This window comes from Rhodobacteraceae bacterium LMO-JJ12 (assembly GCA_021555075.1).
GTDB lineage: Bacteria > Pseudomonadota > Alphaproteobacteria > Rhodobacterales > Rhodobacteraceae > JAKGBX01.
Genome location: JAKGBX010000001.1, coordinates 181,335 through 195,412 on the forward strand (window position 1 = coordinate 181,335; position 14,078 = coordinate 195,412).

Here is a 14,078-nt window from a genome sequence, read left to right on the forward strand (position 1 = left end):
GAAAGTCATAGGTAGACGAGGGTGTGAGTGCAATGCAGAGCGCAAAATTTCAAGTCGTAAGCCTGGATCACCTTGTGCTTACGGTGGCAGATATTGGTATAACTGTGGCATTCTATGAGAGCGTTCTGGGCATGAAGGTGGAAGAATTTCTTTCAGCGGACGGAAGTTTGCGTGTGGCGCTGACCTTTGGGGCGCAGAAGATCAATCTGCACCGCGTCGGCGGCGAGTTTGAACCCAAGGCTGCGACGCCGCGCGCTGGGTCAGCCGACCTGTGTTTTCTCAGCGAGCGAACTGTGGCGGATTGGACCCGCCATCTTGAGAGCATGGGAGTAGAAATCGAGATGGGCCCGGTGAGAAGAACCGGGGCGCAGGGGCCGATACTTTCGATCTATCTACGTGATCCCGATCAAAACCTGATCGAGATTGCCAACAGGGTCTAGCTGATCTGGGCTTCTTCGGAACGCGCGTCTTCGAAGCGCTCCACCCACCGCGCAATAACGGCGCGGGCGGCCAACGGATCACGTGTGTTGATGGCTTGCCGCAGATCTCGGATTGCATTGGCCATTTCGAGTTCCGAAAGGAAGTTTTCCTGAGCCCGCATGATCTTTTGATGTGGGGTGGTGAGCATATCAGGAGAAATCAGCAGTTCCTCGTGCAGCTTTTCGCCCGGCCGCAGACCGATTTCGACAATCTCGACATCGCCTTCGGGATTTTCATCGTCCATCACGCTTAGCCCGGCACCTTCGATCATTTGACGTGCCAGTTTGCGGATTGGCACCGGGTCGCCCATGTCGAGCACGAAAACATCGCCGCCACGCGCGAAAGACCCGGCAAGCAATACCAGCCGGGCAGCTTCGGAAATGGTCATGAAATAACGCGTCACTTCGCCATGGGTGAGCGTAACGGGGCCACCACGGGCAATCTGTTCTTCAAACAGTGGAATGACCGATCCGGATGAGCCAAGCACATTGCCGAAGCGCACCATTGCGAGGCGGGTTTTCTCGGAACGTGTGGACAGATCCTGAACCACCATTTCCGCCAGGCGTTTTGAGGCACCCATGACATTCGTCGGGCGCACGGCCTTGTCCGACGACACCAAGATGAAGCGGTCGACTTCGGCTTCACGTGCGGCATCGGCCATTGTCTTGGTGCCAAAGACGTTATTGTGGATGCCTGCGATTTCATTTGTTTCGACAAGCGACAGGTGCTTGTAGGCTGCGGCATGCAGAACGACATCAATCTTGTTGGCGCTGAGCGCCTGATCGACAAGATTGCGGTCACAAACCGAGCCGAGCACAGGTTCGATCAGAATATCGCTGGTCAGGTCGTTCATTTCTTTAGTGATTGTGTAAAGCGCCAATTCGGAGTGATCGAGCAGCACAATGCGTTCGGGCTTGCAGGAGATCAGCTGACGGCAAAGCTCGGAGCCGATCGAGCCTCCCGCTCCGGTGATCAAAACACGGCGCCCGGAGTATGTGTCGGACACTGACGGCAGTTCATGTTCCAGCCTTGAACGACCCAAGAGATCGCTGAGCGAAACAGGCGACAGGCGGGTGTTCAGCTCACCTTCGCCGACCAAGGTGGCAAATGAGGGCAGCGAATGCACTTCGCACCCCAATTGGCGTAATTTGTGCGCGATGCGGGCCTGAACGGTTTGCGAGGATGACGGCATCGCCAGAACGACACGGTCGATGGATTCGCTGTCGATCAGTTCCTGAATTTTTGACGGCGCGTAGACCGGAAGCCCGGAGACCACAAGCGATTGCAGGGTCGGGTTGTCGTCGACAAAAGCCACGAGTTGGACGGCATCGTCAGTGCGCAGGGCGGCAGCCAATTGCTGACCGGTCTGGCCAGCCCCATAGACCAGCACGCGCATCCGGTCGGAACCCTTACGATAAATATGCAGCAGGAATTGACGCAGGGCCATGCGCCCCGAAACGCTCATGATCATAAGCGCCATGGTGAAGATGAAGAATGTTTCAGCGTTTACCGGCTGGCCGAATGCAAAATTCAAACACAGGCCCGAAATGCCGAGAATACCGGCAAAAAAGCTGGTGCGAACAATCCCCTGGTATTCATAGGCATTCAGCTTGATCCGGGTCAGACCAAGCAGGTGGGAAGACAAGATGGCGATGCCTGTCATAATAATGGTGATTGGTGCGATAGAAACGACCGTTTGCCAATCGAGCGCGACCGAAGCATTAAGCAGCAGCGAAAGAACCAGAGCGACAGGCACCAGCAGGCCATCGATTACGAGAAAGATAAAACGCTTTTGACTGCGCGTGAGCGAGGTAACCATCTCGTAAAAATTCATCTGCCCCCCAGAGGACTTGATCATCTTAGTTGCATATCTCGATCAGCTCCGCATCAATTTAGTGCGCGCCGGTAATTGTAAGAACGCAAAGTATCTATTTCGTTCAAATACACACGGAGTCTACTTGGCTGACGCTGCAATAAGCAAGTAGTAGAATGCTGCAAGTGCAAAAACACGATTTTGGCCCAGATATTGTTGTGCGCTAACGCAGAAAACACAATTTTATTATCATCTTTTGAGCGGTTTCTCGCGCACCTCTCTTGAGGGAGTATGATTCGCGATGAGAAAAGAGATTCTCTCAAAGAGAATCGGTCAAATTTGCAGGGGGATTGATGGAGTCTTTATTGGCGTCTACGTGACCGGTTGTTTCGTTTTCCAGATGGTCATGTTTCCGGGAAGTTCGACCGACGTTGCACTTGGTAGGGAACGATTAGTCTATTGGTGTGATCGCGTACGGTCTCAACCAGCGTCGGTCAGAGAGGTCAGCCGGGCCGAAAGGCGGATATCACAGTTTGCAAACCGTCGAGCGTCGGATCTCGGCTGAAGGCGGCGAAAACATCAACCGCCGCGCTGATTTTGTTGACGTCGACCGGGCTTCTGGCGAAGGCGGGTTAAACGAGCTTAAGGGGGCGGAACAGAGACCGGACAGGTCGAGTGCGGCTAAATGGGCTTGGCTCAAACACATCGAAATCCAATGAGCGATGGTCCCTTCGAGACTGTAGCGGTCTGCTTGAAAGCTGGGGAATGTCATGCCAACGTGGCTGGATTGATTTGTGAATGGGGTGCGAGATGGTAGTTGAGAACGGTGAGGTCGTTGGGCCGGACGTGCCCGCAGCACAGATGTTTGATAACCCGGAGGCAGCGGTAGAACAGATCTGTGCCATTTATGATCAAGCCGTCGTCTTTTTGAGTGACTGGTTCGTGCGCGCGATGGCGGGGGATGTGCCCAAGGTTCGGGTGCGTGCCTGCTATCCGCAGATCCGGTTGCAAACCACGAGCTTTGCCAAGATCGACAGCCGTCTGAGCTTTGGCCATGTTTCGGACCCGGGAATTCATGTGGCCACGATCACAAGGCCCCGGTTGTTTGCCAATTACCTACGCCAGCAAATTGGTTTGTTGATGGCGAACCATGGTGTTCAGGTTGAGATTGGCGTTTCGAACACGCCGATGCCGGTGCATTTTGCGGTCGCCAACGATCCGGCCATCGCAGTGCCGCAACAGGGGGCAGCCGATTTCACGCTGCGCGATCTGTTTGATGTTCCGGATCTGAGCACAACTAATGACAACATCGTCAATGGCACCTTTCAGCCCGGCGCGGACGGTGAGATGCCGCTTGCACCGTTTACCGCGCAGCGGGTGGATTATTCTCTGGCACGGCTGTCCCACTATACGGCGACCAAACCAGAGCATTTCCAGAACCACGTGCTGTTTACCAACTATCAGTTCTATGTGAACGAATTTGAGGCCTATGCACGCAAGGCGCTGGCTGATCCGGCAAGCGGCTATACCGGGTTTGTTGGCACCGGGAACGTCGAGATTACCGAGCCGGATGAGCCAATGACGATCCCGCTGAGCTTGCCGCAAATGCCGACGTATCACTTGAAACGCGCCGACGGCTCGGGGATTACGCTTGTCAATATCGGGGTCGGACCACCGAATGCGAAAACCGCAACCGACCACATTGCGGTGTTGCGCCCACATGCCTGGATCATGGTGGGTCATTGCGCCGGGCTTAGGCATTCACAGTCGCTGGGTGATTTCGTTCTGGCGCACGCCTATCTGCGTGAAGACAAGGTTCTGGACGACGATTTGCCGCTGTGGGTGCCTATCCCTGCGTTGGCCGAGATTCAGATTGCGCTTGAAAAGGCAGTTGCGATCGAGACGCGGCTAGAGGGCTATGATCTGAAGCGGGTGATGCGCACCGGCACTGTCGCCAGTCTGGACAATCGCAACTGGGAATTGCGCGACATCAAAGGCCCGGTGCAGCGGCTCAGCCAGAGCAGGGCGATTGCGCTCGACATGGAAAGCGCGACGATCGCAGCCAATGGTTTTCGGTTTCGTGTGCCTTATGGCACGCTTTTGTGCGTCTCTGACAAGCCATTGCATGGCGAGTTGAAGCTGCCGGGCATGGCATCGGATTTCTACAAGACCCAAGTCGAACGGCATTTGATGATAGGGATTCGCGCCATGGAGTCGCTTCGGGATATGCCATTGGAACGGCTTCATTCGAGGAAGTTACGTAGTTTTAGTGAAACTGCGTTCCTCTGATGGTGCAAAAAGCACCACTAAATACCTGTTTTTCGCTTGCAAGCAGCCACTATTCGTTGTGTTCATCAGCTATATCCCGTTATATGGCGGCGATGAGGCCCAAGTATTCGGGCAAGTAAGGAGACCAAGAAATGGCAAAACCGATGACCAAGACCCAGCTTGTCGCCGCGCTGGCAGATGAAATGGGAAGTGACAAGAAAACAGCTGCAGGCGCGCTTGACGCCGTTGTAGCAATCATCACCCGTGAAGTTTCGGGCGGTGGGGCCGTAACTTTGCCCGGCGTTGGCAAGATTTACTGCCGCGAACGCCCCGAGCGCATGGTGCGCAACCCTGCCACGGGTGAGCAGATCAAGAAAGAGGCCGACAAGGTGGTGAAAATGACCATCGCGAAGGCTCTGAAAGATAGCGTGAATAGCTAATTTTTCAAACGTGAAGAGTTTCTGGGGTCGTCCGACTGGGCGACCCCTTTCATTTGTGCAGTCGAGAGACAGATTAGAGTAGCTCGTGAAATGCCAATAATGCAGCTATTGGGATATTCGCCCCGGACACTCTCGATACCGCCAGCCCTTGTTGTTCCGCGTTACTCATTGTTAACTGCGCCCGCATTGGACCCCGCAAAACAGCACGAGGCAAGTCGATGAACGCGCGCGCAATTTTCATGGGGCTGGCCTTTGCCTTTATGTGGTCGTCGGCATTTACGTCGGCACGGGTGATTGTGGAATATGCACCACCAATTGCCTCGCTCTCACTCAGATTTCTTCTTTCTGGTTTGATTGGGGTTGGCATTGCGCTTGCCCTTGGTCAGCGGTTTCGGCTGACGCGGGCGCAATGGCGGGCAACGATCATTTTTGGCATTTGCCAGAACGCGCTCTATCTGGGCCTCAACTTTGTGGCGATGCAATGGATCGAGGCAGGCTTGGCTTCGATTATCGCCTCTACCATGCCCTTGATGGTGGCGTTGGCTGGGTGGATGGTGTTTGGCGACAAGCTTCGCCCGATGGCGGTTATCGGGCTGATCATGGGGTTTGTCGGGGTTGCCTTGATCATGGGCGGGCGGTTGGATGGCGGGCTTGATTGGACAGGTGTGGCGCTCTGCATTATCGGGGCTATGGCGCTGACGATTGCCACGCTTTCGGTGCGTGGTGCCTCGTCCGGTGGCAATGTTATGATGATCGTCGGGTTGCAGATGTTTGTGGGCTCGGCCTGTTTGGCGGTTGTCTCAGGCTTTACCGAAACGCTCACGGTCATATGGTCGTGGCAATTGATCGTGGCCTTTATCTACACCACGCTGGTGCCGGGTCTTATGGCAACGTGGGTGTGGTTTACTCTCGTTAATTCCATCGGCGCAGTGAAAGCGGCGACCTTCCATTTCCTCAACCCGTTTTTTGGCGTGGCCGTCGCGGCAGTGTTGCTGGGCGAAAAGATTGGTGGATTGGATGTGTTGGGTGTTGCAATCGTGACGGTAGGAATTTTGGCTGTTCAGTTGTCCAAACAGAAACCTGTGGCTGTGTGAGCCCGATCCTCCCCGACGTTTGGCAAATTTCGAGACGATCGAGATTGGCTAATGCAGTATGAGAAGCAGTGCGTTCAGAGTGAAGAATCCGCCCGCCGTTGCAAGTATCTGGGCGATGGAAGCCATACCCTCATATCCTGATTCATGAGCGAAAAGCGCATAGATCGAAAACATGGGCATTGCAGCAGAGATCACAACTGCAAGCCGCATTTCGTTGCTCAGTGGTGCAAACCCGACAATCGGAACGACGATCACAGCCAGCGCAACCATCGCGGGGTGAAGAATAAGTTTGCCCAGCACGATCTGCACCGCAATGGCGCGAATGCCGCGAAAGGCAACACCCACAAGCGAGCCGCCAATGACAAAGAGCGCCAACGCCGAAGCAGAGGCGGCCAGCATGGAGAAAAGCCGGGTCGCCGGTTCGGGCATGGCGATACCCGAGAGAGAAACAAGAAGACCGGCCAGCAATCCAATCACCATTGGCCGCCGTAGCACGCTCAGCAAGATGCGCCCGATCTTGCGCAACACACGCGCTTCGTCGCTGCCGTTTGCCGCCTCCATCAGCGCCAGACAAAGCGGGATGATCACAAAGTTTTCGACCAACATGTTAAGCGCAAGGATTTGTCCCGCAAATGCAGGAAAGATGAGAAGCATCACAGGATAGCCGACATAGCCGGAGTTCGGGCAGGTGGTACCCATGATCGCAACCGCGCGGCGTGAAGGCGATACGCCCATCGCCGAGAACCAAACCCATGCAACCACGATGGTACCAAGCGCTCCGGCAAGGAAGACAGCCATATAGGCGAGATTGAAAACCTCGCCGACATCGCGACTGGCAACGGCATTGAACAACAATGCGGGTAAGGCGACGTTCATCACATAGCCGCCAAAGACGGGCATTTGTTCAGGGCGAAAGACGCCCTTGCGCACCATAAAATAACCCAAAGCCACGGCGGCGTAGATTGGAAAGGTGATCGACAGAATCGCAAGCATGCAGCTTAGCCGATCCGGCCTTGGTTCTCACCCACTTGACCGCGATGTAGCAACAGATGGTCAAGGATGACACAGGCCATCATTGCCTCTCCCACCGGCACGGCGCGGATACCGACACAGGGATCGTGTCGTCCCTTTGTGATCACTTCGGTCGCCGAGCCGTCCATGCGGATCGATTGGCGCGGTGTGAGGATAGATGACGTGGGTTTGACGGCAAAGCGCACCGTAATGTCCTGGCCGGTAGAGATCCCACCGAGAATGCCGCCTGAATGGTTGGATGAAAAAACCGGCTGGCCGTCATTGCCCATGAAAATCTCGTCGGCGTTCTGGGTGCCTTTGAGGCGGGCTGCTGCCATGCCTTCACCAATCTCAACGCCCTTAACTGCATTGATCGACATCATCGCGGCGGCCAGATCTGTATCGAGTTTACCATAGACCGGCGCGCCAAGTCCGGGCGGGGCGCCGCGTGCCACGATTTCGACCTCGCCACCAACCGAGTCTTTGGCTTTGCGGATGGTGGTCAGGTAATCTTCCCATTCCTGTGCGATTTCAGCATTTTGCGGAATCCAGAATGGATTGTGATCAATCGCGTCCCAATCAAACGCAGCGCGATTGATTGCCATGTCGCCCATGCGGGTCATGTAGCCTTTGATTTCAAGGCCCGGCACAAGCGTGTTGATCGCTGCGCGCGCAACGCCGCCCGCGGCGACCCGAGCAGCGGTTTCACGCGCCGAACTGCGCCCGCCGCCGCGATAGTCGCGCACGCCATACTTGAGATGATAGGTGATGTCGGCGTGGCCCGGGCGGAAGGTCTGGGCGATGTCGCCGTAATCCTTGCTGCGCTGATCGGTGTTTTCGATCAACAACTGTATCGGCGTGCCGGTGGTAACACCTTCAAAAACACCCGATAGAATCTTGACCGCGTCGGCTTCCTGCCTCTGGGTGGTGTTCTTGTTTTGGCCGGGGCGGCGCTTGTCGAGCCAGTGTTGCAGCATTGGCTCATCAATTGGCACACCCGGAGGGCAGCCATCAATCGTGGCGCCCAGGGCGGGCCCGTGGCTTTCGCCCCAGGTGGTGACGCGGAAGAGATGTCCGAATGTGTTCAGGCTCATGGGGCGGCTCCTTTGGACGGAGGCATAGCGGCAAGGGCCAGCCGTGCCAAGAGTGCAGAGGGCAGGAACGGGGGCCCGCCCCCGCACCCCTGGGATACTTCTGGTCAGAGGAGGGAGCGGTGAGCGGCTTGCCAAGGGGATAGGTGAAGGATAGGTGTGAGCTTACCTCGGGGTGCCTGAACGGCGGTTCAGGCTGAGATGCAGTGCGATGTGCAGACCCGTTGAACCTGAACCGGTTAAGACCGGCGGAGGGAAGGTATCGGTCTCCCGATCTTGCTCCGCCCGTCGCAGATAAGGAGATGAGATGAGACATCTTGCATTTGCCGCGGGAGTTCTGGCCGCCACATCCGCTGTGGCCGAAACCCCAAAACTTACCGTCTACACCTATGATAGCTTTGTTTCGGAATGGGGGCCGGGGCCCGCAGTTGAGAAAGCCTTTGAGGGAATATGTGGCTGTGATCTTCAATTCGTCGGCGCAGGCGACGGCGCGGCGCTTCTGGCGCGGCTGAAGCTGGAGGGAAAGCGAACAAGAGCTGATGTGGTCTTGGGGCTGGATACCAACCTTTCCGCCGCCGCCGCCGAGACGGGGCTGTTTGGCAAACACGGACGTGCGCCGCAGGTGGATGTGCCCAACCCGGAAGATGCGGCAGGCGTTTGGAAAGACCCTTATTTCCTGCCCTATGACTGGGGCTATTTCGCCTTTGTGCATGACAAGGAAAAACTGCCCAACCCTCCGAAATCATTTGAAGAACTGGCCGCGTCGGATGTCAGTATCGTTATACAGGATCCGCGAGCGTCGACGCCGGGGCTGGGGCTGTTGCTTTGGGTAAAGACGGTACACGGCGACAAGGCAGGTGAGGTCTGGGCCCGGTTGGCCGACAACATCGTGACCGTCACGCCAGGTTGGTCGGAAGCCTATGGATTGTTCCTTGATGGCGAGGCCGACATGGTCCTGAGTTATACCACTTCGCCCGCGTATCACCGCATCGCGGAAAGCGATGACAGCAAGGGGTTTGCTCCGTTTTCCCAGCACTACTTGCAGATCGAGCTGGCCGGAAAGATCGCCGCGACGGATCAGCCGGAACTGGCCGACATGTTTCTTGAATTCATGCTTTCGGAGGCTTTCCAGAGCATCATTCCGACGACCAACTGGATGTATCCAGCGATTATTCCCGAGGCGGGGCTTCCGGAGGGGTTCAATCCGCCGCTGGAGGCGGGGCGCGCGCTTTTGGCGCCGGCCAATACGGTATCGGCCCTGCGCGACGAGGCGCTGGTGGAATGGCTGAACGCGCTGTCGCAGTAAACCTGCGCGGTGCCTCGGCATGGGGTGCAGCAGCGTTTGTCGCTCTTTTTCTGCTTGCGCCGCTGGGTGCGGTGCTTTGGAGCGCTGACACTATCGCAGGTGTATTAACGCGGGACTGGACCACCGTGCGGTTCACGTTACTGCAGGCGATTTTATCGGCGGGGTTGAGTGTTGCGTTGGCTGTGCCGGTGGCCAAAGCCTTGGCACGGCGGCGTTTCTTGGGGCGCAAGTTGTTGATTACCTTGTTGGGGGCGCCGTTTATCCTACCGGTGATCGTGGCCGTGCTAGGATTGCTGGCGGTATTCGGCAAAAGCGGCGTTGTTAACCAATTGCTCGAAGCGTTCGGTGCCCCGCCGATCACGATCTACGGGCTGCAAGGCGTGGTGCTGGCGCATGTGTTTTTCAACCTGCCGCTGGCCACGAGAATGATCCTGCAAGGCTGGCAAGGGATTCCCGGCGAACGATTCCGCCTTGCTGCAAGTCTCGGGATGAGGCCATGGCAGGTCTCGAGAACTCTGGAATGGCCGATGCTCAGAGCGGTGCTACCCGGTGCAGTGATGGTAATTTTTGCCTTGTGTCTGAGTAGCTTCGCGGTGGCGATTACGCTTGGGGGTGGGCCGAAGGCCACTACCATCGAACTGGCGATCTATCAATCTTTCCGGTTTGATTTCGATCTCGGGCGCGCGGCGATGCTGGCGATGGTGCAACTGGGGCTGGCGGTGGGTGCAACGGCGCTTGCGCTGTGGCTTGCGGCGCCGCCGGGATTTGGCGCAGGGCTTGACCGGGTCGTGCGGCGTTGGGACGCTGACTCTCCTTGGTTGCGGCTGGTTGATGGTGGCGTTCTGGTGCTTGCTGCGGTGTTCCTCCTGGTGCCGCTCAGTCTTGTTATTCTCAACGGGATCAGCGGATTGGGGCAGGTGCCGGGGGTTGTCTACAAGGCGGCGGGTATTTCTGTGGTGATCGCTCTGATCTCGACCGGGCTGACGATCATTCTTGCGCTGGCCTTGGCGCGGACCGGCGAAATCTGGGGCTATCTCGGGTTGGCGATATCGCCGATGGTGATCGGCACGGGCCTGTTCTTGCTGATCAATCCGGTGATGAACCCGAATGCTTTGGCGCTGCCCACAACGGCGCTGGTCAACGCACTGATGGCGTTGCCTTTTGCGGTGCGGGTGCTGGCGCCGCAGATGCGTGCGGTCGAAGCGGATTATGGGCGGCTTGCAGACGCATTGGGGTTGCGTGGATGGGCGCGGCTGCGGTGGATTATCCTTCCCAGGCTACGGAAACCATTAGGTTTTTCTGCCGGATTGGCGGCGGCGCTTTCGATGGGGGATTTGGGAGTTGTGGCGTTGTTTGCCTCGCCGGATTGGGCCACGTTGCCGCTTCAGATGTATCGTTTGATGGGGGCTTATCGGATGGAGGCGGCGGCGGGGGCGGGGCTTATTTTGTTGGTGTTGAGCCTTGTTCTGTTCTGGATTTTCGACCGGGGAGGGCGGGTGGATGTTGACGCTTGAGGGGCTGGTAATCCGGCAGGACGAATTTGAATTGAGGGCAGATTTCACCGTCGAACGTGGCGCGCGGGTTGCGGTGATCGGGCCTTCGGGTGCAGGAAAGTCCACTCTTCTCAATACGATAGCAGGGTTTTTTGCGCCCGATCTGGGCGCGGTGATGTGGGATGGGCGCGATATTACCGGTCTCAATCCGGGTGAGCGGCCTATCGCCATGTTGTTTCAGGATAATAACCTTTTCCCACACCTCACAGTGGCGCAGAATGTCGGGCTTGGGATTGATCCGTCGCTGCGCTTGAGTGCGGCGCAGAAGGCGGATGTGCAGGCCGCGCTGGCCCGTGTCGGGCTGGACGAATTTGGCCAGAGAAAGCCCGGCAATCTATCGGGTGGTCAGCAGAGCCGGGCGGCGCTGGCGCGCGTTATGGTGCAGCGCAAGCCATTGATGTTATTGGATGAACCGTTCTCGGCATTGGGACCGGCGTTGAAGAATGAAATGCTCGATCTGGTGGCAGAACTGGCGCGGGAAATTGGTGCGACGGTGTTGATGGTGAGCCATGATCCGGGCGATGCAGTGCGGTTTGCACAAGCGGCCATACTGGTCGCGCAAGGGCGCGCGGAGGCGCCCGTGCCGGTGGCGGAGCTGATGGCAGACCCGCCCGAGGCGTTAAGGAAATACCTAGGCGATTAACCGGATATCAAGCGAGGTGAATCCGGCCGCACGGTGTTATTTTGGGGGGTGACTCGGGTATGACTTGCGGCTGTTGTCCGGCTGCCGTCGAAACCGCAATTGGTTAACGCGGGATTTAGTTAATGCGGCGGCCGCTTTCATAACGATGTGAAGTTGCGACACAGGTGTTGCGCGCCCGAGTCGGCGGCAAAGGAAAAGCCCCGCCGGGTTGGGCGGGGCTTTGTTGATGTCACGGCAAAGGCAAGAGCGTCAGCTTTCGCCCTTGTGTTTTATCGGACGCCAGATGCGCTTGTTGGTGAGGTAGAGCAGCACGCTGAGGATGGTGAGCATCAGCACGCCGACAAATCCGGCCTGTTTGCGCGCCATCATCTTGGGCTCGGCGGTCCACATCAGGAAGGCCGCGATATCTTCGGCTTCGTGATGCAGCTCATTGCTGTGACCATCGGCAAATTCGACGTCTTCACCATAGAGCGGCGGTGCCATTGCGATCCAACCACCAGGGAAAGCGGTGTTTTCATAGAAGGTCGAACCGGCCTCTTCCTTGGTCTCGCCGGTATATCCGGTGAGAATAGAGACGATGTATTCCGGGCCGCCCATTCCTTTGATCAGCTGGTTGATACCAGTGCCTTCGGGGCCGTGGAAACCTGCGCGGGCCTTGGCCATCAGGCTGAGATCCGGGCCCATGCCATCACCCGAGCGGGACGGGAAGTGATCGACGGGTGTCCGCGGACGGTCTTCGTCTTTTTCCACATCGAAGATGTCGAAGTTCTTCGAATAGGCGATGACTTCCTCTTCGGAGTAGTGCGGTCCACCTTCGTCTGCCAGCGAGCGCAGCGGCACGTAGGTCAGCCCGTGGCAGCCCGAGCAGACATCGGTATAGATCTGCAACCCGCGTTGCAGCTGATGCTGATCGAAGGTGCCGAAGGGGCCTTCAAAGGAGAAGTCCACATCATGCACATGGCCTTCGCCACCAGCGGCGAGGGCGCCACCGGCCGAAAGGGCGAGGGCGGTAACTGCGGAGATCGCAAGTTTTTTCATAGTCATTCCCTTGTCCTTTCTCATTCTGCCGGCTTCGCGCCGTAGTGGGCTTCGAAGTCTTCTTCGATTGTGGCCGGGGCCGCATTCGGTTTTTCGATTACACCCAAGATCGGAAGGATCACCAGGAAGTAGGCGAACCAATAGGCCGAACCGATCAGCGAATAGGTGGCGTAAGGCTCTTCTGCCGGACGGGCGCCAAGCCACATCAGGAAGATGAAGTCGAGCACCAAGAGGTAGAACCACCACTTGAACATCGGGCGGAAACGGCCCGAACGCACGCGGCTTGTATCAAGCCAAGGCACCAGAGCCATCACGAGGATCGCGCCGAACATCGCCAACACACCGAAGAACTTGGCATCAATGATACCGCCGGTGAGCGCGGAGGCCCATTGCACAACCCAGACCTCGGAGGTGAAGGCACGCAGGATCGCATAGAACGGAAGGAAGAACCATTCGGGCACGATATGCGCAGGGGTCACGAGAGCGTTGGCTTCGATGTAGTTGTCGGGGTGGCCCAGATAGTTGGGCATAAAGCCGACCACAGCAAAGAAGATCGCCAGAATGACCGCCAGCGCGAACAAGTCCTTGATCACGAAATAGGGCCAGAAGGGCAGTGTGTCTTTCTTGACGTTTTCCTTGCTGTCGGTGCGCACGTCGACGCCTGTCGGGTTGTTGTTGCCGGTGGTGTGGAAGGCCCAGATATGGACGATCACAAGCGCGGCAATCACGAACGGCAACAAGTAGTGCAGCGAGAAGAAGCGGTTGAGCGTGGCGTTATCAACTGCCGGTCCGCCCAAAAGCCAGGTCTGGATCGGTTCGCCAATGAACGGGATGGCACCAAAGAGGCCAGTGATCACGGTCGCGCCCCAGAACGACATCTGACCCCAAGGCAGAACGTAGCCCATGAAGCCTGCGCCCATCATCATCAGGAAGATCAGCATGCCGACGATCCATGTCACTTCGCGCGGGGCTTTGTAGGAGCCGTAGTAGAGGCCGCGGAAGATGTGGATATAGACGGCGAAGAAGAACAGCGAACCGCCATTCATGTGCATATAGCGGATCATATGACCGCCGCGCACGTCGCGCATGATGTGTTCGATCGAGGCAAACGCCATATCGACATGCGGGGTGTAATGCATCGCAAGGATGATGCCAGTGACAATCATGTGCACCAGGCAATAGGCCAGCACGATGCCCCAGATCCACCACCAGTTGAGGTTTTTCGGGGTGGGGATCATGATGGTGTCATGGATCAGGCCGACAACGTTGAGACGCTTGTGCAGCCATTTTTCGATACCCGTTTTGGGTTCGTAATGATCGTGGGGAATTCCGGACATATGC

General features: G+C 57.1%; 12 protein-coding genes and 1 riboswitch. Of the genes, 7 read left to right on the plus strand and 5 right to left on the minus strand.

All coding sequences use genetic code 11. From position 1 onward, the window contains the following. The first annotated feature begins 32 nt into the window (after positions 1 to 32). Positions 33 to 440, plus strand: coding sequence for a VOC family protein (locus LZG00_00930; protein MCF3592559.1), 408 nt, complete (start codon positions 33 to 35; stop codon positions 438 to 440). On the opposite strand, the gene LZG00_00935 is transcribed toward LZG00_00930, so the two are convergent. Beyond that, positions 437 to 2,338 (minus strand): polysaccharide biosynthesis protein, encoded by a 1,902-nt coding sequence (locus tag LZG00_00935; GenBank protein ID MCF3592560.1) that lies wholly within the window; start codon positions 2,336 to 2,338, stop codon positions 437 to 439. The genes LZG00_00930 and LZG00_00935 overlap by 4 nt on opposite strands. 765 nt (positions 2,339 to 3,103) lie before the next feature. Here LZG00_00935 and LZG00_00940 point away from each other — a divergent pair. From LZG00_00940 to LZG00_00950, 3 genes are all read left to right on the plus strand, one after another. Continuing rightward, on the plus strand, positions 3,104 to 4,582 hold the full coding sequence (locus LZG00_00940; GenBank protein MCF3592561.1) for an AMP nucleosidase: 1,479 nt from the start codon (positions 3,104 to 3,106) through the stop codon (positions 4,580 to 4,582). A 131-nt stretch (positions 4,583 to 4,713) separates the two neighbouring features. Then, entirely contained in the window at positions 4,714 to 5,001 is a 288-nt protein-coding gene (locus LZG00_00945) for an HU family DNA-binding protein (GenBank protein MCF3592562.1), read from the plus strand. A gap of 218 nt (positions 5,002 to 5,219) precedes the next feature. Beyond that, a complete protein-coding gene (locus LZG00_00950) occupies positions 5,220 to 6,095 on the plus strand; it encodes a DMT family transporter (GenBank protein MCF3592563.1) in 876 nt (291 codons plus the stop codon). A gap of 48 nt (positions 6,096 to 6,143) precedes the next feature. On the opposite strand, the gene LZG00_00955 is transcribed toward LZG00_00950, so the two are convergent. Together LZG00_00955 and aroC are read right to left on the minus strand one after the other, a co-directional pair. Then, the gene (locus LZG00_00955; protein ID MCF3592564.1) at positions 6,144 to 7,088 is read right to left on the minus strand and encodes an AEC family transporter; all 945 of its coding nucleotides are present in this window, start codon (positions 7,086 to 7,088) and stop codon (positions 6,144 to 6,146) included. Positions 7,089 to 7,093: 5 nt separating this feature from the next. Next, on the minus strand, positions 7,094 to 8,200 hold the full coding sequence (gene aroC, locus LZG00_00960; GenBank protein ID MCF3592565.1) for a chorismate synthase: 1,107 nt from the start codon (positions 8,198 to 8,200) through the stop codon (positions 7,094 to 7,096). 158 nt (positions 8,201 to 8,358) lie between these two features. Further along, a riboswitch (TPP riboswitch) is annotated at positions 8,359 to 8,471 on the plus strand. A gap of 33 nt (positions 8,472 to 8,504) precedes the next feature. On the opposite strand from aroC, the gene thiB reads away from it, so the two are divergent. The 3 genes from thiB to thiQ are packed head-to-tail and all read left to right on the plus strand — an operon-like array spanning position 8,505 to position 11,699. After that, positions 8,505 to 9,503 (plus strand): thiamine ABC transporter substrate binding subunit, encoded by a 999-nt coding sequence (gene thiB / locus LZG00_00965; GenBank protein MCF3592566.1) that lies wholly within the window; start codon positions 8,505 to 8,507, stop codon positions 9,501 to 9,503. Continuing rightward, positions 9,479 to 11,017, plus strand: coding sequence for a thiamine/thiamine pyrophosphate ABC transporter permease ThiP (locus LZG00_00970; protein ID MCF3592567.1), 1,539 nt, complete (start codon positions 9,479 to 9,481; stop codon positions 11,015 to 11,017). Before thiB ends, LZG00_00970 begins: the two co-directional genes overlap by 25 nt. Then, positions 11,004 to 11,699, plus strand: a complete 696-nt coding sequence (gene thiQ, locus LZG00_00975; protein ID MCF3592568.1) for a thiamine ABC transporter ATP-binding protein — start codon at positions 11,004 to 11,006, stop codon at positions 11,697 to 11,699. The genes LZG00_00970 and thiQ overlap by 14 nt, the downstream gene beginning before the upstream one ends. A gap of 249 nt (positions 11,700 to 11,948) precedes the next feature. Here the strand turns inward: thiQ and LZG00_00980 are convergent, their stop codons facing one another. Next, positions 11,949 to 12,743 (minus strand): cytochrome c1, encoded by a 795-nt coding sequence (locus LZG00_00980; protein ID MCF3592569.1) that lies wholly within the window; start codon positions 12,741 to 12,743, stop codon positions 11,949 to 11,951. Positions 12,744 to 12,757: 14 nt separating this feature from the next. After that, positions 12,758 to 14,074: a cytochrome b gene (petB, locus tag LZG00_00985; GenBank protein ID MCF3592570.1), complete on the minus strand. Its 1,317-nt coding sequence runs from the start codon at positions 14,072 to 14,074 to the stop codon at positions 12,758 to 12,760. Positions 14,075 to 14,078: the final 4 nt, after the last annotated feature.